21 protein-coding genes and 1 pseudogene are annotated in these 24201 nt (G+C 58.3%); 16 read left to right on the top strand and 6 right to left on the bottom strand.

The window, feature by feature from the left end; translation table 11 throughout:
* The first annotated feature begins 73 nt into the window (after positions 1 to 73).
* Complete coding sequence (gene ychF / locus RSE16_06715) at positions 74 to 1174, top strand: redox-regulated ATPase YchF (GenBank protein WRH77148.1); 1101 nt, start codon at positions 74 to 76, stop codon at positions 1172 to 1174.
* A gap of 51 nt (positions 1175 to 1225) precedes the next feature.
* Positions 1226 to 1654, top strand: coding sequence for a group II truncated hemoglobin (locus tag RSE16_06710; GenBank protein ID WRH77147.1), 429 nt, complete (start codon positions 1226 to 1228; stop codon positions 1652 to 1654).
* A gap of 4 nt (positions 1655 to 1658) precedes the next feature.
* On the opposite strand, the gene RSE16_06705 is transcribed toward RSE16_06710, so the two are convergent.
* A complete protein-coding gene (locus tag RSE16_06705; protein WRH77146.1) occupies positions 1659 to 2390 on the bottom strand; it encodes a hypothetical protein in 732 nt (243 codons plus the stop codon).
* 79 nt (positions 2391 to 2469) lie between these two features.
* Between RSE16_06705 and lipB the strand changes: the two genes are divergently transcribed.
* The 3 genes from lipB to RSE16_06690 are packed head-to-tail and all read left to right on the top strand — an operon-like array spanning position 2470 to position 4761.
* Entirely contained in the window at positions 2470 to 3138 is a 669-nt protein-coding gene (gene lipB, locus RSE16_06700; protein ID WRH77145.1) for a lipoyl(octanoyl) transferase LipB, read from the top strand.
* A gap of 52 nt (positions 3139 to 3190) precedes the next feature.
* Positions 3191 to 3460, top strand: a complete 270-nt coding sequence (locus RSE16_06695; protein ID WRH77144.1) for a hypothetical protein — start codon at positions 3191 to 3193, stop codon at positions 3458 to 3460.
* Positions 3460 to 4761, top strand: coding sequence for an NADH:flavin oxidoreductase/NADH oxidase family protein (locus RSE16_06690; GenBank protein ID WRH77143.1), 1302 nt, complete (start codon positions 3460 to 3462; stop codon positions 4759 to 4761). The genes RSE16_06695 and RSE16_06690 overlap by 1 nt, the downstream gene beginning before the upstream one ends.
* 38 nt (positions 4762 to 4799) lie before the next feature.
* Here the strand turns inward: RSE16_06690 and RSE16_06685 are convergent, their stop codons facing one another.
* The 4 genes from RSE16_06685 to RSE16_06670 form a co-directional block, all read right to left on the bottom strand.
* Entirely contained in the window at positions 4800 to 6452 is a 1653-nt protein-coding gene (locus RSE16_06685) for an alkaline phosphatase family protein (GenBank protein ID WRH77142.1), read from the bottom strand.
* A 27-nt stretch (positions 6453 to 6479) separates the two neighbouring features.
* Positions 6480 to 8165 (bottom strand): AMP-binding protein, encoded by a 1686-nt coding sequence (locus RSE16_06680; protein ID WRH77141.1) that lies wholly within the window; start codon positions 8163 to 8165, stop codon positions 6480 to 6482.
* A gap of 74 nt (positions 8166 to 8239) precedes the next feature.
* Positions 8240 to 9352 (bottom strand): MBL fold metallo-hydrolase, encoded by a 1113-nt coding sequence (locus tag RSE16_06675; GenBank protein ID WRH77140.1) that lies wholly within the window; start codon positions 9350 to 9352, stop codon positions 8240 to 8242.
* A 92-nt stretch (positions 9353 to 9444) separates the two neighbouring features.
* Positions 9445 to 10152, bottom strand: coding sequence for a DUF1013 domain-containing protein (locus tag RSE16_06670; protein WRH77139.1), 708 nt, complete (start codon positions 10150 to 10152; stop codon positions 9445 to 9447).
* A gap of 260 nt (positions 10153 to 10412) precedes the next feature.
* Here RSE16_06670 and RSE16_06665 point away from each other — a divergent pair, with 260 nt between their 5' ends.
* From RSE16_06665 to RSE16_06650, 4 genes and pseudogenes are all read left to right on the top strand, one after another.
* On the top strand, positions 10413 to 13379 hold the full coding sequence (locus RSE16_06665; GenBank protein WRH77138.1) for a TonB-dependent receptor: 2967 nt from the start codon (positions 10413 to 10415) through the stop codon (positions 13377 to 13379).
* Between the two features lie 247 nt (positions 13380 to 13626).
* Positions 13627 to 13878: a hypothetical protein gene (locus RSE16_06660; protein ID WRH77137.1), complete on the top strand. Its 252-nt coding sequence runs from the start codon at positions 13627 to 13629 to the stop codon at positions 13876 to 13878.
* 15 nt (positions 13879 to 13893) lie between these two features.
* Positions 13894 to 14082, top strand: a pseudogene (locus tag RSE16_06655) (TonB-dependent receptor plug domain-containing protein).
* Positions 14083 to 14172: 90 nt separating this feature from the next.
* Positions 14173 to 16221, top strand: coding sequence for a TonB-dependent receptor (locus tag RSE16_06650; GenBank protein WRH77315.1), 2049 nt, complete (start codon positions 14173 to 14175; stop codon positions 16219 to 16221).
* A gap of 49 nt (positions 16222 to 16270) precedes the next feature.
* Here the strand turns inward: RSE16_06650 and RSE16_06645 are convergent, their stop codons facing one another.
* On the bottom strand, positions 16271 to 17272 hold the full coding sequence (locus RSE16_06645; protein ID WRH77136.1) for an NAD(P)H-quinone oxidoreductase: 1002 nt from the start codon (positions 17270 to 17272) through the stop codon (positions 16271 to 16273).
* Positions 17273 to 17418: 146 nt separating this feature from the next.
* Here RSE16_06645 and RSE16_06640 point away from each other — a divergent pair, with 146 nt between their 5' ends.
* From RSE16_06640 to RSE16_06610, 7 genes are all read left to right on the top strand, one after another.
* A complete protein-coding gene (locus RSE16_06640; GenBank protein ID WRH77135.1) occupies positions 17419 to 17622 on the top strand; it encodes a DUF1192 domain-containing protein in 204 nt (67 codons plus the stop codon).
* Positions 17623 to 17774: 152 nt separating this feature from the next.
* Entirely contained in the window at positions 17775 to 20102 is a 2328-nt protein-coding gene (gene clpA, locus RSE16_06635; protein WRH77134.1) for an ATP-dependent Clp protease ATP-binding subunit ClpA, read from the top strand.
* A 110-nt stretch (positions 20103 to 20212) separates the two neighbouring features.
* Positions 20213 to 20980, top strand: coding sequence for a uroporphyrinogen-III C-methyltransferase (gene cobA / locus RSE16_06630; protein ID WRH77133.1), 768 nt, complete (start codon positions 20213 to 20215; stop codon positions 20978 to 20980).
* Positions 20977 to 21273, top strand: a complete 297-nt coding sequence (locus RSE16_06625) for a DUF2849 domain-containing protein (GenBank protein WRH77132.1) — start codon at positions 20977 to 20979, stop codon at positions 21271 to 21273. The genes cobA and RSE16_06625 overlap by 4 nt, the downstream gene beginning before the upstream one ends.
* A 1-nt stretch (position 21274) precedes the next feature.
* The gene (locus RSE16_06620; GenBank protein WRH77131.1) at positions 21275 to 22906 is read left to right on the top strand and encodes a nitrite/sulfite reductase; all 1632 of its coding nucleotides are present in this window, start codon (positions 21275 to 21277) and stop codon (positions 22904 to 22906) included.
* Positions 22899 to 23312 (top strand): DUF934 domain-containing protein, encoded by a 414-nt coding sequence (locus RSE16_06615; protein ID WRH77130.1) that lies wholly within the window; start codon positions 22899 to 22901, stop codon positions 23310 to 23312. The genes RSE16_06620 and RSE16_06615 overlap by 8 nt, the downstream gene beginning before the upstream one ends.
* Entirely contained in the window at positions 23305 to 24189 is an 885-nt protein-coding gene (locus RSE16_06610) for a phosphoadenylyl-sulfate reductase (GenBank protein WRH77129.1), read from the top strand. Before RSE16_06615 ends, RSE16_06610 begins: the two co-directional genes overlap by 8 nt.
* The last annotated feature ends 12 nt before the right edge of the window (positions 24190 to 24201 follow it).

Below are 24201 nucleotides of genomic sequence, written 5' to 3'. Positions count from 1 at the left end.
GGGGTGATGTGGCTATGGCCTTTCCGGCGCACTCCCGCTAGGGAGCCCGCAAATCTTTCCCAAAGAGGATATTATGGGTTTCAAATGCGGTATCGTCGGGCTGCCCAATGTCGGCAAGTCCACTCTGTTCAATGCGCTGACCGAGACGCAGGCGGCGCAGGCGGCCAATTATCCCTTCTGCACGATTGAGCCGAATGTTGGTGCAGTCGCCGTGCCCGATCCGCGGCTGCACACCATCGCCAAGATTGGCGGCAGTGCCAAGATCATCGAAACGCAGCTAAGCTTTGTCGATATTGCCGGGCTGGTGCGCGGTGCATCCAAGGGCGAAGGCCTAGGCAACCAGTTTCTTGCCAACATCCGGGAAGTGGACGCGATCGTCCATGTTCTGCGCTGTTTCGAAAATGACGATATCCAGCATGTCGACAACAAGATCGATCCGATTTCGGATGCGGACACCGTCGAAACCGAATTGATGCTTTCCGATCTTGAAAGCCTAGAAAAGCGGGTGCCCGCCTTTCAGAAAAAGGCGACTGGCGGCGACAAGGAAGCAAAGATCGCCGCGGCCGTGCTGGGCCGTGCGCTTGATCTGCTGCGCGATGGAAAGCCTGCCCGGCTGGTCGTGCCCAACGACCCCGAAGAAGAACGCATCCTGAAACAGGCGCAGTTGCTAACATCAAAGCCGGTTCTCTATGTCTGCAATGTCGAAGAAAGCTCGGCAGCCAACGGCAATGCGTTGTCGGCGAAGGTGTTTGAAAAGGCCAAGGCCGAAGGTGCCGAAGCGGTGGTCGTTTCCGCCGCAATCGAGGCCGAGATTTCGACAATGCCAGACGAAGACCGGGAGGTCTTCCTCGCCGATCTCGGTTTAGAGGAAACCGGCCTCGCCCGCGTGATCCGCGCAGGTTATGAACTGCTCCACCTCATCACCTTCTTCACCGTCGGTCCCAAGGAAGCGCGGGCCTGGACCGTGTTCAAGGGCGCGAAGGGCCCGCAGGCCGCAGGCGTCATTCACACAGATTTCGAAAAGGGCTTCATCCGCGCCGAGACCATGGCCTATCAGGACTATGTCGATCACAATGGGGAAGCCGGTGCCAAGGAAGCCGGTAAATGGCGTTCCGAAGGCAAGGAATATGAGGTCAAGGACGGCGATATCATGCTGTTCCGTTTCAACGTCTGATTTTGATCTGACGCAAAGACGGAATCGACATCTGATTGTTAAAGCGAGAGCATGAGCGAAGCCGACCCTGCAGCAAAGCCGCAACGGCCCTTTGAACGTATCGGCGGGCGTGAACCGATCGCGCGCATGGTCGACCGCTTTTACGACCTGATGGACAGCGAACCCGACTTTGCCGAATTGCGGGCGATGCACGGCCCTGACCTTGCACCAATGCGCGAATCCTTGACCGATTTCCTCGTCGCATGGATGGGCGGCCCGCGCGATTGGTTTGAAAAGCACCCGGGGGCCTGTGTGATGTCGGCGCATCGGGCGATGCCGGGAATGAATTATGCAGTGGCCACCCAATGGGTAGTGGCGATGCAACAGGCGGCGAAGGAGACCATCCCCGCCGATCCCGATTTCGTGGATTCGATGGTGTCGGCCTTTGCCGGCATGTCAAAATCGATGGCCGCAAATGCCGGCCAGACCGACAACCACTAGCCGCTCAGTCTGCTGACAACCGCCGATATACCGCCACCGTCACGGCAAGCGACAGCAGGTTGATCACCGTGCTGCCCGCCGCCTCTACCGCGGCCGACAATAAAGGTACCCCACCCCGCCCTGCCATCAATGTCACCGGAAGTTCGATAAACAGGCTGGCAACAAAATAGGCGATCGTCGTAATCAGCATGATCACCAGAAAAAACAGCGTCACCCGCCAGCCCTGACCGGCGGTCAACGCCCAGCCATGGCGCAGGCTGCCGATTACGCCGCGTGCCGGTTCGGCAACAATCACCGCGCCAACGGGAAGCAATCGCCCGATCAGATACAGCCCAGGCAGGATGAACAGCAATATTCCTAGCATGATCGCCCAGCCGGTCAGAAGTTGCGCAAGGAAATAGACCGGCAGCAGAGCCAGCCCTAAACGCAGGGCATCGCCATTTTTCGCAAGGTCGCCACGGGTGAGCAGCGCGTAGAGCGAGGTCGTACCCCACAGACCGATCAGCATGGTTGGCAGCAGGATATACCAGTGAGCGGCATACATTTGCTGCACGGCGATGATAAGGTCAGCGAAGTTTTCGCCTGATCCCATTTCGCTATTGCGGGTCAGATATCCCGAAAGCCAGGTCGGAAAGAACCAGAGCGCGCCGGCAATGGCGATCACCCCGTCACGCTGGCCGCGAAGCAATGCCTTGGCATCCTGCCAAGCGAGTGAGTAATCGAGCGGTCTGGCCATAATGTCTCCGAATTTCCCAACGCGTTACCTTGTGGCAGGAGGGCTGGCAAGCAGCGTACACAGCCGCTAAGGCGATCCGATGCAGGCCTTTGGCAATATCGACTGGGACATTTCAGCCGCGCACATTCCCTATCCGGAAGCGTTGGCAAGGATGGAGACACGCCAAGCAGCCATTCGCGATGGTAGTGCGCGCGAACTCATCTGGCTGCTTGAACACCCGCCGCTCTATACCGGCGGCACCAGCGCTGATCCGGCCGAGCTGCTGAGCCAGCAATTTCCCGTTTATGATACCGGCCGTGGCGGGCGCTATACCTATCATGGGCCCGGCCAGCGCGTCGGCTATGTGATGCTCGACCTTGCGGCACGTTGCAAGGATGTGCGCTGCTATGTCCATGCCATCGAAGGCTGGGTGATCGCCGCGCTGGACCAGTTCGGGATAAAGGCGCGCCGCGCAGAGGGACGCATTGGCATCTGGTGCGACAACCGTTTTGGCCAGGAAGCAAAGATCGGCGCGATAGGAGTACGCGTGCGCCGCTGGGTCACCGCACATGGATTTGCTGTCAATGTCGCGCCCGACCTATCGCATTTTGGTGGCATCGTGCCTTGCGGCATCGCCGAATATCCGGTCACCAGCCTTGCCGACCTTGGCATCACCGCCAGCCTTGGCGATTTTGATGCGGCACTGGAGGCGACATTGCCCGATTTTCTCGCTGCGCTTGAAAAGGCGAGCGGGACTTGCAACACATAGATGTTTCCGGCCGTAACATGCGGCAAAATTGAGAATGAAGAGAGGTCAACTTATGCGCCGTCCCTTGATGATATTGCCGATTGCCTGCCTTGCTTTGGCTGCCTGTGGGGGCGGCGGCGCTGACAGCAAGGTCACCGAAACGCGCATGGACGATATCGACAGTGTCGAAGGTACGATTAGCGATGAAATGGTGCCGACCGATGAAAACACCGAAATGGCACCGATAGAGGCAAGCGCCGCCCCTGCTGCTGCCAAGCCCAAGGCAGATGACAAGAGTCAGGACGCAGCCAAAACGTCCGAGACCGAAGCCGAAGCCGAATAATGCCATCCCTACTTGCCGAACCTTTGACGCTACCTTGTGGCGCCATCCTGCCGAACCGCCTTTCCAAGGCGGCGATGACCGAGGGGCTGGCTGACATATATGGCCATGCGACGGGTGACCTTGATCGCCTTTATCTTGCGTGGAGCGACGGTGGCGCAGGAATGCTGTTATCCGGCAACATCCAGATCGACGGCGATCATCTGGAACGGCCGGGCAATGTTATCATCGACCGCGAACCCGATGACGACGCAAAGCGCGCGCTGTCGCACTGGGCGAGTGCAGCGACGCGCAATGGCAACCATTTCTGGGCCCAACTCAGCCACGCCGGGCGGCAGACGCAGAAACTGGTCAACCCGCATCCCAAGGCCCCCTCTGCCGTCAAGCTCGGCCTGCCAGGCGGCCAGTTCGGACAGCCGGTCGCACTGACCGAGGAAGAGATACTCAACCTGATCGGCCGTTTCGGCACTGCGGCGCGGATATGCAAGGAGGTGGGCTTTACCGGTGTGCAAATCCATGCGGCGCACGGCTATCTGCTATCCCAATTTCTGAGCCCCCGTTCCAACCAGCGCAACGATCGCTGGGGCGGAAGCCTTGAAAACAGGGCCCGTATGTTGCTGTTCATCGTCAACACTGTGCGCACCGTGGTCGGCCCCAATTTCCCCATATCCGTCAAGTTAAACAGCGCGGATTTCCAGCGCGGCGGCTTTGACTTCGAAGACAGCCTGCAAGTTGCCAAATGGCTCGAACAGGCGGGTGTCGACCTTCTTGAGATTTCGGGCGGAAGCTATGAACAGCCCAAAATGATGGACATGGAAGGGCTGGAAGAAGCCGCACCGCAAAATGTCGCTGCCTCAACGCTCGCCCGCGAAGCATATTTCGTCGATTTTGCAAAGGCTATGCGCGCCGAAATCAAAATGCCCCTGATGGTCACTGGCGGCTTTCGCAGCCGGTTAGCAATGGAACAGGCGGTGCGGCAAGGCGCGGCCGATGTGATCGGGCTGGGGCGGCCGCTCTGCTATTTTCCCGAAGGGCCGAGGCGCCTGCTAGGCGGAATGGAAATGCTGCCGCGCAAGGAAAATGAGCTCAAGCTTTTCCCGCCGTCGCTGCAGTTCCTCACCCGCATAAAGGCGTTGAAGGCAATCGACGGCTTTGCCTGCCAGTTCTGGTATTACAGCCAGATATATGCGCTGGGCCGCACGGGCCGCCCCGCCCCCGATCGCAGCGTTTTCCAAGCAATGCGCGAGGTTGAAGCAATCCACAAAAGGTGGATGAAAGAACGGCGCGCCGCTTTGGGCAAATAATGCTCTCCCCCTCCCGCCGCGCGGGAGGGGAAGTGCAATTACTTACAATTGCTCCCGGCACCGGCGATCAGATCGACACAGCGGCCGTCAATCTCTTCCTTGGGAACGTCCAGATTGATCAGGCTGGCAAGCGTGGGCATGATGTCGACCGTTTCGATACCATTGGGCTGTTCAAACGGCGCAACACCCTTCCACCAGAAGAGGATCGGCACGCGCCGGTCATAGCCCCATGGCGACCCATGTGTCGCGACATAGCCGAAACCGGTATTGGGAATCGGCGTGACATAGCGTTTCAACACGACATAGAAATCGCCCGACCGTTCAGGATCGAAATTGGCGCGGATACGCTGTGCGAGGCTCCAATCCTCTGGAGGGCCCGAAGGAGAGGGGATCGCGGCAAGATCGGTCTTGGAATAAACCGCCTCGATCTGCGGGTGTGACCGGTAATGATTGATCGCCGCTGCCAACACGGCGTCCCGTTTTTCCGCAGGGATCATCTTCGACAGATACATGTCGCCAAAAGGCGCGTCGCCCATGATCGCTGCTTCAGGAAGATCGAAGGCCTTGGCCAGTGCCGGCCCAACGCCCTGCGGCATCAATTTGATATCGGCCCGCTCGGCAGCGGGCAGGCCCTGTTGCTTGTTGCGTTCCGGCAGGTCATGGCCGCCATGGTCGGCAGTCAGAACCGTGACATAATTGATCTTTGCTTTGTCGAGCGCCGCGAACAGCCGGCCGAGATTGGCGTCCAGCGCCGCAATCTGTGTACAGCTTTCCGCGCCTGCGGTGCCGAAACTGTGGCCGATATAGTCGGTAGCCGACAGGCTGATCGCCAACACATCGGTAGCGCTGCCCTTGCCCAATTGCCGTTCGGAAAGCGCGGCAAGCGCAAGATCCGTGGTCAGCGCGTCAAATTCGCCAGTGGCGCGGAAGGCGCGGGCATCGCCAGCCTTTCGTGGCTGCAATGTGCCCACCGTTGCGTCACCGCCAATCGGCACAGTACGCGAATGCGTAGCGCACATCTGCGGAAGCTTAACCATGGCCGGCTTTGCAATGGCAGCCTGTGCCCGAGCATTGATCGAAGCTGCCGCAGCGGGAAGCGTGTTGCCTTCATAACCGCGAAACGCCTTGCCATCCCACCAGACGGTCAAGTTGGTATTGTGCCCGCCCATCATCACCGCGCCGCGATCCTTGCCCGAAATGGCGACGACTTGTGACGCCGGATTGATCGCGCGCATCCGGTCCCCAAGAGTCGGGACCTTCAGCAATTTGGGGGAAACCGTATAATTGCTGCTCGTGCTGCCAGCGACACTGGTGTCTTCGGAACAATAGACGCCATAATCGGGCTTGCCATTCTTGCCGGTCCGCGTCGCCGAAGGGTCGAACCAGCTATTGGCGATGATGCCGGTGCGCGAGGGGCGACTGCCGGTCAGGATCGTCGAATGGCCGGGGCAGGTTTCGGTCGCGGCATGGCTTTGATAACCGTTGGGAAAGGCGACGCCATCAGCAAGCCTTTTCAAACCGCCGGTGAAATTGGCGCGATATTCGTTGAACAGGTCGGTTGAGAACTGGTCGACCGAAATCGCCACAATCAGTTTCGGCTGCGGCGCCGTTGGCTCGGCGGACGTTTCGGCCCGGGCCGAAGTGGCACCGATCATGGCGCAAGTGGCCATCAGAATAGTGGCAAATTTCATGGCAATAACCCGTATCCCTTTTTGGTATCAGGCGCCCACTTCAGCCCTTAACGCCTTGCGGTCAAGCTTTCCGATCATCGTCTTGGGCAAATTTTCGCGAACGACAACCGCAAGCACGCGCTCATGCTTTCCAAGCTTCGGATTGAGCCATTTTTCAAGGTCCTCGCCATTCGCCGCTATACCTTCGTTCAACGTTACAAAAGCCTTGGGACGCTCTCCCGCATAGCTATCGGGCACGCCGATGACGAGCGCCTCCTTCACCGCCGGATGGGTGTAGAGTATATCTTCAATCTGGCTGGGAAAAACCTTGAACCCGCCGACAGCAATCATGTCTTTCAGACGATCGACGATGAAGATGAAGCCATCGTCATCGATCGTCGCAACATCGCCGGTGCGCAACCAGCCGTCGACAAAAACTTGGCGACTCGCCTCTGGCTTGTTCCAGTAACCCGCCATCATTTGCGGCCCCTTGGCAACCAGTTCACCGGGCTCGCCAGGCGGCACATCCTTGTGCGGATCTTCCTTATCGACCAGCCGTACTTGCGTGCCGGGTATCGGCTGGCCAATGCTGCCCGTCTTGTTCGTGCCTTCATAGGGGTTGCAGGAAATCACGCCTGAACTTTCGGTAAGGCCATAGCCTTCGATCACGACCGACCCGCTGCGTTCCTCAAACCGCGCCTTGAGTTCGGCGGGGAGTGGCGCGCCCCCTGAAATGCAGGCCCGCAAGGATCCGAAATCGGTCTTTGCGAGTTCGGGATTGTCGAGCAGCGCCTGATACATGGTCGGCACGCCGGGCAGCGATGTCACCTTTGTGCGTGTAATCGCCTGCAACGCCGCCTTCGCCTCGAAACGGGGCAACATCACAATCTCTCCGCCATTGTCGATCGTGCGGTTGAGCACGGTCGCATTGGCAAAGACATGGAAGAAGGGCAGCACGCCCAATATGCGATCGGGTTCCGGCGCTAACGGGTTGTTCGCGCTGCTGTGCGGATCAAGCAGGTTGATCTGCCGGGCATTGGCGCTGATATTCTGGTGGGTCAGCATCGCGCCCTTGGGCGTGCCGGTGGTTCCGCCGGTATATTGCAGCTGCGCAACAGTAGTTTCGGGATCGCAGGGTTGCGGCGCATAATCGCCGTCATTGGCAATGAACCCGCCAAAATGCAGGATTCGCGCATCGTCCGGAACGGACGCAATCTCTGCTTTCTTGAACAGCCTATAGGCCCAGCCTTTGACGCGGGGCAGTGCCTCTGCGACGCTACCGACGATCAACTGTTTGAGGTCGGACTTTTCGAGGACCTTGATCGCAGTGGGTAGCAATGCCACTGCAGATACAGTGACTAATATGCTCGTCCCGCTGTCGGCGACCTGATGCGTCAGTTCGTCGACCGTATAAAGCGGCGAGAAATTGACCACCGTCGCCCCCGCCGCCATCGCGCCATAATAAGCCGCAACATAATGGGGCACATTGGGAAGGAACAGGCCAACATGATCCCCCTTCCCTACGCCGCGCGCCTGCAATCCCTTGGCAAAACGGCGCACCATGGCGGCCATTTCGGCATAACTGAACTTGCGGCCCATGAAATCGGCCAGGGGGGCTTGGCCCATCCGTTCGGCAGACCGGAAAAACATGTCATGGACCGAAAGCGGCGGAAAGGCCTGTTCCCATTTAGCGGGATGGAGATAGTTGGAAATCCAGGGACCGGGAGTGTTCATAGGGCTCCATTGTACAGCAGCTTCACCCCGGCGATTGCCGGTGGCGTGCGGTTGATCGAAGCGACCCTGATTCCTTAAGCAGCGCTATACCAGCCTACACCGTCAATTGTCTCCACTTTTGCGCGACCGGTCGCGACAAGATGGACAAGATGGGCATGCGATTCCCCGGTTGCGAGGCCAAATACGCTTTCGTCGATTGGGCGGTCGAAGAGCAGCGAGAAAGTGTCGACTGCCCGCATAGACCGTTCGCGCAGTGCGACTTCCAGTTTATCGAGCCGGTCATTATGGCCGTCAGCAAGCTTGTCGAGCCGGACATGGACGCCGCGAAACGGTTCGCCATGCGCCGGAAGCACCAGCATGTCAGCAGGAAGCGCGCGGCGGAATTTGGCAATCGAGTCGAGCCATTCGCCTAGCGGGTCGGCATCGGGTTCGCTGTCCATGATCGATACATTGCTGGTGATGCGCGGAAGGATTTGGTCGCCAGCGATAATCACGCCATTGTGGTGATCGACAAGACAGGCATGTTCGGGGGTATGGCCGCCGCCGGTCATCACCTTCCAGACGCGGCCGCCAACACGGATATGCGCGCCGTCATCCAGACGGCGGTGGCCGGTAGGGAGAAGCGACACGGCCTTGGCAAAGTTGCCAAAACCGCGCTGGCGCATGTCTTCTACCTGCTCGTCGGTATAGCCCTGAAACTTGCGACGGGCGAGAATATCCTTGGGCGGCTCTTCGCGCTGGTCAGCCACCAGCATGCGCGCCATCAGCCATTCGGTTCGGTTCATCCAGACCTGCACCTTGGCCCTGTTCGCCAGCCAGCCCGCACAGCCGACATGGTCGGGATGGAAATGCGTAACGAAAATCCGCGTCATCCGCCTGTGGCCCAACGCGCCTTCGAGCAGGCCTTTCCATTCCTCAATCACCGGCGGCATGAACAGCCCGGTATCGGCAATGGCAAAGCCATCACCTTCTTCGTCGCGATCGTCGAGAAGCCAGATATTGATATGATTGAGGTTGCCCGGCACCGGCATCCGCGTCCAGCCCATGTCAGGGGCGAGCGGATAGACTTCGCCATAGCCCGGCGCATGTCCGCCCAAGGGATAGGTCAATCCCTTGATCTCCAGCGGTTCAAAGCCGTGATCTTCAAGGCTCATGTCGATGGCGCGGAGCATTTCGGTAGAGGTCATGCCCCTGCCGTGCCTCATGCCGGCGCAATGCGCAATGGTGACGTTAGGGAAGGTAAACATCCTCTCCCCGAGGGGAGAGGAGTTTGCACCTCTTATTCGCCGCTCTTCTTGAAGAGCGTTTCGGCGGTCAGTTCAACGGGTGCCTCAGGCTCACCATGCACCGCGTCTTCGGCGACTCGCTTGGCTTCGTCACGCTCGGCGCGCAGCTGTTCGAGCAGCGCTTCCTTGTCGCCGGCAAAGCGGCTGTCTTCGCCCGCCTTGTCTTCAAGGCCGGCCTTTTTGGCAGCGCGCGAGACGATGCCATCCAGCTCGCGCTGCGAACATAGGCCGAGCGTCACCGGATCCTTGGGCTGGATCTCGCTGATGTTCCAGTGGCTGCGTTCACGGATCGCCTGAATCGTGTTGCGGGTGGTACCGATCAGACGGCATATTGCACCGTCCGAAATTTCGGGATGGTTGCGCAGCAGCCAAGCGATGCCATCGGGCTTGTCCTGACGCTTCGACACCGGGGTGTAGCGCGGACCCTTGGTCCGACGCACCTGTTCGGGGCCTTTGGAAATCTTCAACGCGTAATCGGCGTCCGCCTGGCCCTTTTCGATTTCTTCCATCGTCAGTTCGCCTGCGCGCACAGGATCGCGCCCGGTATATTTGGTCCCGGTCATGTCATCGGCCATTGCCTGCACTTCCAGGATGTGGAGGCCACAAAATTCTGCGATCTGCTGAAAGCTCAACGCAGTATTGTCGACCAGCCAGGCAGCGGTCGCATGCGGCATCAGGGGAACGAGTCCGTTCTGGGCCATGTCTGATTCTCCAATAAATAGGGCCGCCCCTTACCGGAGCGGCCTGATATGGCCGTCCGCTTAAGCCAAAGCCTCCCTTACGGCAAGCGACATTCGTGCGACAGTCATCCGAAAACTCTGCATTACTTCGAAGGAAAGGCTTGACTGTCTTAATCGCGCACTTAACACTCGCCGATACCAAAGGTTTGAGGAGACCTTCTGAGACGTAATTTTCTTACATCACCTATATTTTTCGTAGCCATTAATGGAGGGAGAGGACCATGCGTAAGCTACATCTAATCAGTGCAACCGCGCTTGCTATGTCGTTGGCAATGCCAGCCTATGCGCAGAATGCACCACAAGCCGATGAAGACACCGGCTTTAACGACGAAATCGTCGTCACCGCACAGCGTCAGGCGCAAAGCCTGCAAGATGTTCCGATCGCGGTATCGGCATTCAGCGAAGAAGCGCTGGAAAAACAGCAGATCGAAAATTCGAGCGACCTGCAGCTCACCCTGCCCAACGTTACCTTTTCGAAGGGCAACTTTACCGGATCCAGCTTCACCATCCGCGGCATTGGCGACCTTTGCGTCGGCGTATCGTGCGATAGCGCAACCGCGATCCATCTGGACGGCACGCCGTTGCTGAGCACGCGCCTCTTCGAAACCGAGTTCTTCGATCTCGGCCGCATCGAAGTTCTGCGCGGTCCACAAGGTACGCTGTTCGGCCGCAACGCAACATCGGGCGTGGTCAACATTGTCCCCAACCGACCTGACCTCAACGGCTTTGCCGCAGCGGGTGAGGCCGAATATGGCAATTTCAACTCGATGAAGGCCAAAGGGATGGTCAATGTGGCACTGGGCGATACGCTCGGTGCGCGCGTTTCCGGCTTTTATCTGAAGCGCGACGGCTACACCGAAAACCTTTACGATGGCAGTGATGCTGACGGCCGTGACATGTATGCCGTGCGTGGATCTCTGCGCTGGCAGCCTTCGGAATCGACGACCGTCGATTTGATGGCCTATTATTTCAAAGAAAATGACGACCGCGCGCGCATCCAGAAACAGCTTTGCCAGCGCGATCCCACGGGCGTTCTGGGCTGCCTGCCCAACCGCCGCGATTTCGGTGCCACCAACACCAACTCGACCTTTGTTGGCGTGTTGTCGTCACGCGAATTCCTGACCACTCAGGGAATCCCGGCTGCGTTGGCACTTGGCAGCATTTACGGCGCCGATACCAATGCAAACTTCGTGAATCCGGCCAATGTCCGTCAGGTGCGGACAGACTTTAACCCGGAATATATGGCGAGTGAGGAGCAATATCAGGCCCGGATCGAACAGGATCTTGGCAAGATGAAACTGCAGGTCACCGGTTTCTATCACAAGTCATCGGTTGATTCGCGGCAGGATTACACGCTGTCGATCCAGGATCGTGCGGGCTTTGCCCCAGCGCTCAACACGCTGGCCGTGTTCGCGGCTAACGGCATCCCGACCGGTCTTGCAGCGCCCGCATTCGTGCCCGGTTCATCGGCCTATTTCAATCCGCTTGCAGCCGCAATTATCCCGGGCGGGCCGAATGGCAATCTGTGCACATCGGACACCGAGTTTTCGGGCATGGGCTCCTTCGGCGGAAAGAAAATCTGTGCAGCAACCCCGCTAGACTTCGACCGTTCGAACCAGTCCAGCAAGGACTGGTCGGTTGAAGGCATCTTGTCGAGCGATCTTGACGGGCCGTTCAACTTCCTTCTCGGCGGCATCTATGCCGACTTCAAGATGGGCGAGAACAGCTACTTCGTGAACTCCTTTGGCATCGACTATGTCACGGGCATTCTCGGATCGTTCAACTCCTTCGCAAACGGACTTCCCCCGTCATTCCTGGGAACGCCCTACTTCCGGAACAACACGGACAACCTGCATGTCAAAAGCTACGGCATGTTCGGTGAGGCCTATTATGATTTCAGCGACAAGCTGAAATTGACGCTGGGCCTGCGTTATAACAATGACAAGAAAGCTGTCCGCGCCCGTTCGACGCTGGCGAGCTTCCTTGTTCCCTATAACTCGACCAGCGCCTTCAGTTCACCCTTTGTCGGCTTGTACGATGCCGACCCGGGTCTGGCTGGCAACCAGTTGTTCCAGGAACGCAATGTCGCATTTGACGAGTTTACCGGCCGTGCGGTGCTTGATTACAAGATCACCGACGACAATCTGATCTATGCCTCTTATTCGCGGGGCTATAAATCAGGTGGTATCAACCCGCCATTGCAGCCGATCTTCGCTGTACAGGAATCCTTCGCCCCCGAATTCATCGATGCCTTTGAAATCGGTTCGAAGAACAGCTTCGCCGGCGGGACGTTCACACTCAACGCAACTGCTTTCTACTATAAGTATAAGGCACTGCAGTTGAGCCGCATCGTCGCCCGTACGTCGGTCAACGACAATGTTGACGCCGATATCTATGGCCTTGAGCTGGAAAGCATCATCCGTCCGGACCGGCAACTGGCGATCAATATCGGGCTCAGCTATCTGAACACCAAGGTCAGTCAGGACAAGTTGCTCAGCAATCAGCGTGATCCCTCGGGTGGCCGTGCCGATGCCGTGATCATCAAGGACATCACCAACGGTTCGAACTGCGCCGTGGCCAGCCGTAGCGGCAGCGCTGCGGGTGCAAACGGCTTTGTGAACCAGGTGAACGCGCTGATCAATGCGGGCGCCATTCCCGGACTGCGCGCGGGTGCGGGCCTGCGGCCTACAGCTGCCTTCCCGGCAGATAGCGGCCTTGCAGCAACCGGCGCATTCAGCGTCTGCGGTGCCCTCTCGGCGCTTGCAGGAACGGTGGGCAGCAGCTTTGGCGGTGTTGACGTGCTCACCGCCGGCGTGCCTGTGAACATCAAGGGCAACAAGCTGCCACAGGCGCCGAACTTCAAATGGAATGTCGGCATCCAGCACACGACCGAGTTCGATAATGGCCTGACACTCGTGCCGCGCCTCGACCTCATCTATGTCGGTGACAGCTATGGCAATATCTTCAATGGCCGGATCAACAAGGTGAAGGGCTATTCGCAGATCAATGCCCAGATCCAGTTGAGCGGACGCGAAGATCGTTGGTATGTCCGTGGGTTCGTCCAGAACCTGTCGAACAGCAATGCCACGACCGGCCTGTATGTGACCGACCAGTCGTCGGGCCTGTACACCAACATCTTCACGCTGGAACCGCGCCGTTACGGCGTGGCCGCAGGCTTCAAATTCTAAGCCTCCAACCAGTCTGAAACTGAAAACCCCGGAGGCAACTCCGGGGTTTTTTATTGGCGCAACGCACAATAAATGCTGGTTACCGCACGATCTTTCCCATGCCCTCAATGGCATAGGCCGCGAAGGAAAGGCTTGACTGATTTAATCCCGCGATTAACACCCTCCGCCCAGAGGCCTCAAAAGACTTACTAAAGTGAATTTGTAAAAACCTCTATATTTTATAATAATTTAATTAAGGGAGAGGGCCATGCGTAAGCTACAAATTATCAGTGCGACTGCGCTTGCCATGTCGTTGGCAATGCCAGCCTATGCGCAAAATGCACCGGAGACCGAAGAAGAAGCTTCGGATGAAATCATCGTTACCGCCACGCTGCGCGCGATGGATGTGCAAGACATTCCGCTAGCTGTTACGGCCGTTGCGCCAGAGGCGCTGGAGCGCCAGGGCATCAACGACATCAAGAATCTGGCATCGATTTCGCCCAGCTTCAACATCCAGTAGTCGCAGACCGAAACGCAGGGCACCTCGATCAAGGTTCGCGGCGTCGGCACCACCGGCAACAATACCGGCCTTGAAAGCTCGGTCGGCGTGTTCATCGACGGTGTATATCAGTCGCGCCCCGGCGTTGCCCTTGGCGACCTTGTTGACCTTGAGCGCCTTGAAATTCTGCGTGGTCCGCAGGGCACTTTGTTCGGCCGCAACACCTCGGCAGGTGCGTTGAACGTCACCACCAAACGCCCCAGCCTGACCACCCCAGAAGGCTTTGTGAATGCCAGCTATGGCAATTACAACTTCATGAACGTGCAGGCAGGCGTCAGCCTTCCGGTTGCACAGGACGTCGCTGGCGTTCGGCTTTCAGGCACATGGCGCAAGCGCGATGGTTATCTGACAACGCCCTCTGGCGTCGAAAGCAATGACCGTGACCGTTATATGCTGCGCGGCCAGCTTTACATCGAACCCAATTCCGATGTCAGCATCCGTTTGCTTGCCGATTATGCCAAGACCGATGAACAATGCTGTCAGGCCGTTATCGTTCGCGAAACCGAGCTGGCACCGTTTTCAGCCTTTCATGGCCTGGCGTCCGACGGTGTTGATCAGTCGGGTTTGACCGCACTGAACAACCTCTCGATTAATGCCAAAAACTATCTCAACGGTTCCAAGCAATGGGGCATGTCGGGCGAACTGAAATGGGATTTTGGCGGCGCAAAGCTGACCTATATCGGTTCCTATCGGAAATTTGATTCCAGCTCGACCACCACAGGTGGCTTCACCAGCAACGACACCTATACTGTTGGCAATGGTGCTACCACTTCGCGGCCCGGCATTTTGCCGTCAGGCGATCGCATCAAGACCATGACCCAGGAACTGCGCCTTCAGGGTACGGCCTTTAGCGACAAGCTGGATTGGTTGATCGGTGGTTTCTATGGCGACGAGAATATTCGCGCCGACCAGACCATGACCCTGAATGCGGATTTCCAGCGCACAGGTGGTGCATTCAACTTTGGTAGCGCCGCCGGCGTCAACCCGTTGTTCGCGCTTACCGCGCTGGGCAATGCCGGTGTTCCGGTCAATGCCAATGGCAACTATGCCGAAAACCGCTTTTTCCAGGACGCCAAAAGCTGGTCGATCTTCACGCATAATGTGTTGAGCATCACCGACAAGCTGAGCCTGACCTTGGGCGCACGCTATGTGAAGGAAGAAAAGGAAGCATCATTCACCCAGTTGGGTGCCACAACGGGTGCGGGCGCCAGCGCCTGTCAGGCCAGCGTCAACGGCGTCTTGGCAGGTACCGTTCCGGCCCCGCTGCGTGCGGGCCTGATCGGCATCAACTGCTTCCCCTTTGCAACTTCGGTCAATCTGACAGCACCGGCGGCATTGGGCGGTGGTTTGGCAAGCCGTTTGCTGCCTCTGCCGCGCGCATGGGCTGATACGTTCAAGGATGACGAGATCACCTATACCGCACAGGTTGGGTACAAGGCGAATGACGATCTGCTGTTCTATGCAGGTTACAGCCATGGCTTTAAGTCCGGTGGTTTCAATCTGGATCCGCAGTCGGCAACCTTGCAGAACTCGGCCGCCATTCTGGCTGGTCTGGCAACAACGCCCACACCAGTGGTCGTGGCACCGGTCTATGCTGATCCCAGCTTTGAATCGGAAAAGGTTGACCAGATCGAAGTCGGTGTAAAGGCGACCTTGTTCGGTTCGATCAAAGCCAATCTGGCCTTGTTCGACATGAAGATGAGCGATTTCCAGGTGTTGGAATTCACCGGCGTTCAGTTCCTTACCTTTAACGTCCATTCGGCCCGTTCAACCGGTGCGGAGCTGGAGCTTTTTGGTAAGCTGAGCGATACTATCTCGGCCAATGTCTCGGCGACCTATGCTGATGCCCGCTATCCCAAAAACTGTAATGTTGGCGTCGCTGTAGCAGCGCTGGCATCAATCAACCGCCTGTGCGGATCGTCATTGACCAACGCGCCGAAATTTGCCGGTGTTGTAGGTTTGACTTATGATGGTCCGCTCAATGACTCGGGTTGGGGCCTGCTGGTAAACGGCAATATCAACTATTCGGATCGCCGCCGTACCAGCACCGTTCCGTTGGATACCAACAACCTGCCTATCCCGCTGGATTATCAGGATGCCTATTTCAAGATGAACGCACGTATCGGCCTGACGACGCCGAACGAGCAGTTCACCTTTGAATTGTGGGGTACCAACCTGAGCAATGAAATCACGCGTGGCATCACCTCCAGCACCCCGCTTCGTGGTGGTGCAGGCACACGTTCGCGTATCGGTTTCGTTGAAGAACCGCGCATGTACGGCCTTACCGTTCGCGCCAAATTCTAAATCGGCTTGAGCTCAAAAAAGAAACCCCGGAGGAAACTCCGGGGTTTTTTTATGGGATAAGCACAATCTTGCCGACAAAATCGCCGCTTTCCATCAACTTATGGGCGGCCGCTGCTTCAACCAGCGGAAAGCTTTTCGCCATGGTCGGCCGCAGCCGGCCTGCCACCACATCGGGCCATATATTGCGGTGAATTTCGTCGGCCAGCAATGCCTTGAACTGGTTGCTGCGCGGCCGCAGCGTCGATCCGGTTAGCGTCAACCTGCGGCTCATCACCTGTGCCATATTGATTTCAGCAACCAACCCGCCTTGCACCGCAATGGTCACGTGCCGGCCGTCTTCGCGCAGGCAGGCAAGATTGCGTGGCACGTAAGATCCTGCGACCATATCGAGCACCAAATGCACGCCCTTACCGTCGGTCAGGCGTTTCACTTCCTCGACAAAGTCATGGCTCTTGTAATTGATCGCATGTGCAGCGCCGAGTGCGATTACCGCTGCGCATTTTTCGTCGGATCCGCAGGTCGCAATCACCGAAATACCGAAAAGGCCGCCCAGCTTAATCGCCATGCTGCCAATGCCGCTGGTTCCGCCATGGACAAGGATGGTCTCGCCCTCAACCGCATAGCCGCGTTCGAACACATTGTGCCATACGGTCATCAGTGTTTCGGGGATGGCCGCGGCCTCTTCCATCGAAAGGCTGTCGGGCACCGGCCAACACAGGTCGGCCCTGGCGATGCAATATTCGGCATAACCGCCACCCGCCACCAGCGAACAGACATGCTGCCCCAGCAGTTCCGGCCCCACGCCCTCGCCACAGGCAATCACAGTGCCCGAAATTTCAAGGCCAGGCAGATCGCTTGCCCCCGGCGGGGCCGGATAAAGCCCCATGCGCTGGACAACATCCGGCCGGTTGACCCCAGCGGCAGCAACGCGCACCAGCACTTCACCCTCACCCGGTTCGGGCACGGGGCGTGTGCACGCTTTCAGAACATCGGGCCCACCTGGCGCTGAAATTTCCACCGCTGTCATCATATCAGGAAAGTCGGCCATCATGTCCCCTCACTTCAGGCGTCAGACCATAGCGGCCAAGCTGTCGCGATTCCAGCATGTTGCGTGCCACCGCCTGCAAGAATTGACAAGGCCAGGCTCAAGCCCCATTTTCCGGTCAGGGCCAATAGCTGCAGACAGGAGAAGAAGCGATGGATCTGGATGAGCTTTTCGCCAAGCGGCCCGAAGACCCGGTTGCGATTGTGTTGAAGCAGGATATCGACCGGCTATCTGTGGATGAGCTTCAGGACCGGATCGACGCGCTGAACACAGAAATCGCCCGGTGCGAGGCTAAAATGGCCGCTGCCACAAGCCATCGCAGCGCCGCCGATGCCCTGTTCCGCAAAGGTTTGTGACACCAAACACTACTTCCCGCGTACTTTTCGACCGGTTTTTTTCGCTATCTTTACCATTCGCCGCAACTGCGGTTGAAATGCGTCGTCAAAAGGGCGACATTGATGAAAGCGGGGTGGCCGGTAGTCGGTCATACTGCGTTGGAGTTTTTTGAATGCCGAGTTTTGCCGAATCCCTCGAAGCTACGCTGCACAATGCGCTCAAGAACGCGGCCGAACGTGCGCATGAATATGCGACGCTTGAACATCTGCTTCTGGCGCTGATTGACGATGAAGAAGCGGCAAAGGTAATGCAGGCGTGCGGCGTCGATCTTGGCGAGCTTAGCGACGCGGTAATCCAGTATCTGGACAATGAACTGGAAAGCCTGAAAGTCGGCGGCAATGTCGATCCCTCGCCGACCAGCGGGTTTCAGCGCGTGGTGCAGCGCGCGATCCTGCATGTGCAATCATCGGGCAAGGATGTTGTCACGGGCGCCAATGTGCTGGTCGCGCTGTTTTCAGAACGCGAAAGCTATGCCGTCTATTTCTTGCAGCAACAGGATATGAGCCGCCTCGACGCGGTCAGCTATATCAGCCACGGCATCGGCAAGGATGGCAAGCTGGTCGAACAGAAGCCGGTTGAAGGTGCCGAGGAACGCAAAGAAGAAGCCGCGCCCGACGCGAAGGACAAGAAGGGCAAGGAAACCGCGCTCGAACAGTTCACCGTCAACCTCAACGAAAAGGCGAAGCAGGGCCGGATTGATCCGTTGATCGGACGCAGTGAAGAGGTTGACCGCACGGTGCAGATCCTCTGCCGCCGTTCGAAGAATAATCCGCTTTATGTGGGTGAGCCGGGCGTTGGCAAAACTGCGATCGCCGAAGGTCTGGCGCGGCGTATCGTCGAGCATCAGGTGCCCGAAGTGTTGCTGCCGGCGGTAATCTATTCGCTCGACATGGGCGCGCTGCTTGCCGGCACCCGCTATCGCGGCGATTTCGAGGAACGGCTGAAGGCGGTCGTTTCCGAACTGGAAAAGCTGCCCGACGCGATCCTGTTCATCGATGAAATCCATACTGTGATCGGTGCCGGCGCGACCAGTGGCGGTGCAATGGACGCATCCAACCTGCTGAAGCCCGCGCTTTCGGGCGGTACCATCCGCTGCATCGGATCGACCACTTACAAGGAATTCCGCAACCATTTCGAAAAGGACCGTGCCCTGCTGCGTCGGTTCCAGAAAATCGACGTGAACGAGCCGACGCTTGAGGATACGGTCAAGATTCTGGCTGGTCTGCGCAGCGCGTTTGAAGAGCATCACAAGGTGAAATACACCCCCGATGCGCTGAAAGCCGCGGTCGAATTATCTGCGCGTTATATCAACGACCGCAAACTGCCGGACAAGGCCATTGACGTCATCGATGAGGTGGGCGCGATGCAGATGCTCGTGCCGCCGTCCAAGCGCCGCAAACTGATCACGCCCAAAGAAATCGAGGCCGTGATCGCAACCATCGCCCGCATCCCGCCCCGGCAGGTATCGTCTGACGACCGCACCGCACTGGGTACGCTTGAGGCGGATCTGAAACGCGTGGTGTTCGGGCAGGACAAAGCAATCGAAGTGCTGTCCTCAGCGATCAAGTTGAGCCGTGCCGGCCTACGCGATCCGGACAAGCCCATCGGCAATTATCTGTTCAGCGGCCCCACCGGTGTCGGCAAGACAGAGGTTGCGCGCCAGTTGGCAAGCATCATGGGCATTCCGCTGAAGCGTTTCGACATGAGCGAATATATGGAGCGCCACTCGGTTAGCCGGCTGATTGGTGCCCCCCCGGGTTATGTCGGTTTCGACCAAGGCGGTCTGTTGACCGATGCCGTCGACCAGAATCCGCACAGCGTGCTGTTACTCGACGAGATCGAAAAGGCGCATCCTGATCTGTTCAACATATTGTTGCAGGTGATGGATAATGGCCGTCTGACCGATCATCACGGCAAGACGGTGGATTTCCGCAATGTCATCCTGATCATGACGACCAATGCCGGCGCATCCGACATGGCGCGCGAAGGCATTGGTTTCGGGAATAATATCAGCAAGGAAGACGCCGGCGAAGATGCGGTGAAAAACCTGTTCGCGCCCGAATTCCGCAACCGCCTCGATGCGATAGTGCCGTTCGCCTATCTGCCGACCGAGGTTGTTGCAATGGTCGTCGACAAGTTCATCCTGCAACTGGAACTGCAGTTGGCCGACCAGAATGTCCACATCAAGCTCGACGACGAAGCCCGCGCATGGCTGACCGAGCGTGGCTATGACAAGCTGTACGGCGCACGACCAATGGGCCGCCTGATCCAGGAAAAGATCAAACAGCCGCTGGCCGAGGAACTGCTGTTCGGCAAGCTGGTCAATGGCGGCGAGGTGGCAGTCCGCATCAAGGACGGGCAGCCTGCATTCGAGGTTACGCCTGCTGCACCCAAGGCCGGAAAGCCGAAAAAGCCGAAAAAGAAAGTCAAGGCGGGCTAAGGTCGCAGCGTATCGGTGGCCGGGATATGGCATGGGGCTAAAGTCGCCCTATCCCCCGGCCAACCTATTCTGATTTTACCTTTGTTCGGTTGCCCGCCATTCTGCTCTTCATGAAAAAAGGCATAGTCTATCTGGTGGGCGCAGGCCCCGGCGATCCGGACCTGTTGACGGTCAAGGCGGCACGGCTGATCGCGGCCGCTGATGTGATTGTGCATGACGGTCTGGTCGACGATGCGATCCTCGCACTCGCGCGCGGCGACGCCCGCTTTATCTCGGTTGCCAAGCAGCGCAGCCGCCATTCGGTCCCGCAGGAAGGGATTAATGCAATCCTTGTTGAAGAAGCGCGGGCAGGCCATGCCGTCGTCCGGCTGAAGGGCGGTGATCCGTTCATCTTCGGCCGGGGCGGCGAAGAGGTTGATGCCTGCCGTGACGCCTCGGTTCCGGTCGAGGTCATACCCGGCATATCGGCGGCGATTGCAGGTGGGGCGGAAAGCTTCCTTCCCCTCACCCACCGCGATGCCTCCAGCGCGGTCACTTTCGTGGCAGGGCAATGCAAAGGGCTGACCGACCAGAATTGGGCAGGGCTTGCCGGCAAAGGCCGCACACTTGTCATCTATATGGGCGTCGCCACTGCAGACGCCATTTGCGAAAAACTGATTTCCGACGGCCTGTCACCCGACACGCCCGTTGCCGTGCTGGAGCGTGTCGGCCGAAAGGACCGGCGCACGCTGCGGACCCTTTTGACCGACTTGGGCGATATGATCGCGCGCGAAAATGTGCGTTCTCCCGCCATCATCATTGTGGGCGATGTTGTAATGATGGCCGATGCTGAAGACCGGCTGACGACGATTGCCCGGGAAGTGGAGTATCTGAATTGAAATTGCTGACAGGAAATGATCTCGCCTCGGGCGCGGTAACCTGGTGGACTGGCGAGAGCTGGTCAGTCCATGTTGAGGACGCCGTCGATGTGGGCGAAAGCGGCGACGCCATTCTGCATGCCGAGGAAGGTGCGCGTCGCGTCAATGCCCCTTATATCATCGAGGCGGTGGCTACACCCGAAGGCCCGCGGCCTGCGCATATCAAGGACCGTGTCCGCGCGCTTGGCCCAACAGTGCGCCTCGACCTTTCGCTGAAACCAGCCGACCCGAGCGTCGGCGACTGGGTGATCTGACATGTATAAATATGACACTTATGACCAAGCGATCGTCGATGCACGCGTCGCCGAATTTCGCGATCAGGTGAAGCGCCGCCTTGCCGGCGAGATCACCGAAGACCAGTTCAAGCCGCTCCGCCTGATGAACGGTCTCTATCTGCAGCTTCACGCCTATATGCTGCGCGTCGCCATTCCCTATGGCACGCTGGACAGCCGGCAGATGCGGATGCTGGCGCATATCGCGCGCAAATATGACCGCGACTATGGCCATTTCACCACGCGTCAGAATATCCAATATAACTGGATCAAGCTGGAAGATGCCGGCGATATCCTCGCCGATCTGGCCAGTGTCGAAATGCACGCCATCCAGACGAGCGGCAATTGCATCCGCAACATCAGTTCGGATCAATATGCAGGCGCTGCGGCCGACGAAGTGGCCGATCCCCGCCCCTGGGCCGAGCTGATGCGCCAGTGGAGCACTTTCCACCCTGAATTCAGCTATTTGCCGCGCAAGTTCAAAATTGCGGTGATCGCAGCGGACGAGGATCGCGCGGCGATGCGCCTCCACGATATCGGCATCCAGCTGGTGACGCGCGACGGCAAATTGGGCGCGGCCTTTTATGTCGGCGGTGGCATGGGTCGCACCCCAATGATCGCACCGCTGATCAAGGATTATGTGCCGATCGAGGATTTCCTCAGCTATTCCGAGGCATGCCTGCGCGTTTACAACCGCTATGGCCGGCGCGACAATATCTACAAGGCGCGGATCAAGATCCTCGTCCACGAAATTGGCGCCGATGAATATCGCCGTCAGGTCGAGGAAGAATTTGCGCATGTGAAGACGCTCGGCATTGACCCGCCGGCTGCAGAGCTGGAGCGCATTGCCGCCCATTTTGCTCCGCCGCCGTTCGAAGCAGGCCTCAGCGACGATATCGACCGCAGCGATCCCGATTTCGCGGTCTGGATCGACCAGAATGTGAAGCCGCACAAGCAGGCCGGCTATGCCATCGTCAATATCAGCCTGAAACCGATTGAGGGCATTCCGGGCGATGCCTCCTCCGCGCAGATCGACGTAATGGCCGACCTTGCGGAGAAATACAGCTTTGACGAACTGCGCGTCACCCATGCGCAAAATATCGTGCTGCCCTATGTCGCCAAGCGCGATCTTTATGCAGTTTGGCAAGCGCTGCGCGAAGCGGACCTTGCCGATGCCAATCTTGATCTGATCAGCGATATCATCGCCTGCCCGGGCCTTGATTATTGCAGCCTTGCCAATGCCCGTTCGATCCCGATCGCACAGAAGATTGCAAAGCGTTTCGAAAATCTCGATCGCCAGCGCGATCTGGGCGAATTGAAACTGAAGATTTCGGGCTGCATCAACGCCTGCGGCCACCACCATGCCGGCCATATCGGCATTTTGGGTGTCGACCGTAAGGGCGTCGAAAATTATCAGTTGCTGCTCGGCGGATCGGGTGCCGAAGACGTGTCGCTTGGCACGATCACCGGCCCCGGCTTTGACGAGGACGGCATTGTCGACGCGGTCGAACGCGTCACCGAAAAATATAAGGAATTGCGCGAAGGCGGCGAACGTTTCGTCGATACCTATCGCCGCGTCGGCATGGCGCCGTTCAAGGAGGCGATCTATGGTTGAGCATATTCACGCTGATGGCGAAGAACCCTGCGTCACGCTCGATGCCTTTCTGGGCCAGACCAACGCGACAGCGGTGCGGCTGGAATCTGACGATGATGCCCGCGCGCTGATCCCGCATATCACCCGGCTCACACTGGTGGAGATTGCCTTCCCGAAATTCCGCGACGGCAGGGGCTATTCATCAGCCCGTATCCTGCGTGAGGCTGGCTACACTGGCGAATTGCGCGCGCAGGGCGATGTTCTGGTAGATCAGATCGCATTCATGAAGCGTTGCGGTTTTGACAGTTTCGTGTCCGACGCCCCGTTGAACCCGGCCGATGTCGATGCGGCGCTATCGCGTTATGACCATGTCTATCAGGGTGCGGCCGACGCCGCTGTCCCCGTGTGGAAGTTACGGCATGGCTGATCGGGGGAAATCCCCCTTCCCGCTTGCGGGGAGCCCCACGCTTGGCGAAGCAGCAGCTGCCGGCGATGGTCGTGAAAGCGGCTTCAGGCTCGCTTCGGCATCCCCTGTGGGTGAGGAACAGCGCTCGCCTGACCGTATCGACACCGGGCCGCGCTACAGCGAAACCGACGCTATCCGGCTCAACCATATGTTTCGCGGCCGCGATACAGTCGAGATGCTGGAAATCCTTCTGAAGGAAAATATGCTGGGCGATGCCGCCATCGTTTCCAGCTTTGGAGCGGAAAGTGCGGTGTTGCTGCATCTCATTGCCAGCATCGACCCTTCGGTGCCGGTACTGTTCCTCGACACCGGAAAGCATTTTCCGGAAACAATCACCTATAAGGAAGAATTGCGCACAGGGCTGGGGTTGACCGATTTGCGCACACTGACCCCTGATACCGATCTGCTTGCGCAGAAAGACGGTAACGGCCTGCGCTGGTCCTATGATCCGGATGGCTGCTGCGAAATCCGCAAAGTCTTGCCGCTGAAACATGCCCTTGCCGGTTTTGATGCACAGTTTACCGGCCGCAAGGCGTTCCAATCTGCAACGCGCACGGCACTGCCCCGTTTTGAGATCGAAGACGGACGATTGAAGGTCAATCCGCTCGCCGACTGGTCTAAGGAGCGTATCGACGCCTATGCGGCAGAGCATGGCCTGCCCGCCCATCCACTGGTCGAGCAAGGCTATCCCTCCATCGGTTGTTCGCCCTGCACAACCAAGGTCGCGCCGGGTGAAGATCCCCGTTCGGGCCGCTGGAAAGGCTGGGACAAGACCGAATGCGGCATCCACACCCCGGTCGCTGACCCCGACGATCCCGCAAACCAACCGATGTTCTGAAACGGGCGGCGG

The sequence above is a fragment of the Sphingobium sp. genome, assembly GCA_035196065.1.
In the GTDB taxonomy this organism is placed as follows: domain Bacteria; phylum Pseudomonadota; class Alphaproteobacteria; order Sphingomonadales; family Sphingomonadaceae; genus Sphingorhabdus_B; species Sphingorhabdus_B rara.
This window is presented reverse-complemented; position numbering and strand designations above follow the sequence as displayed.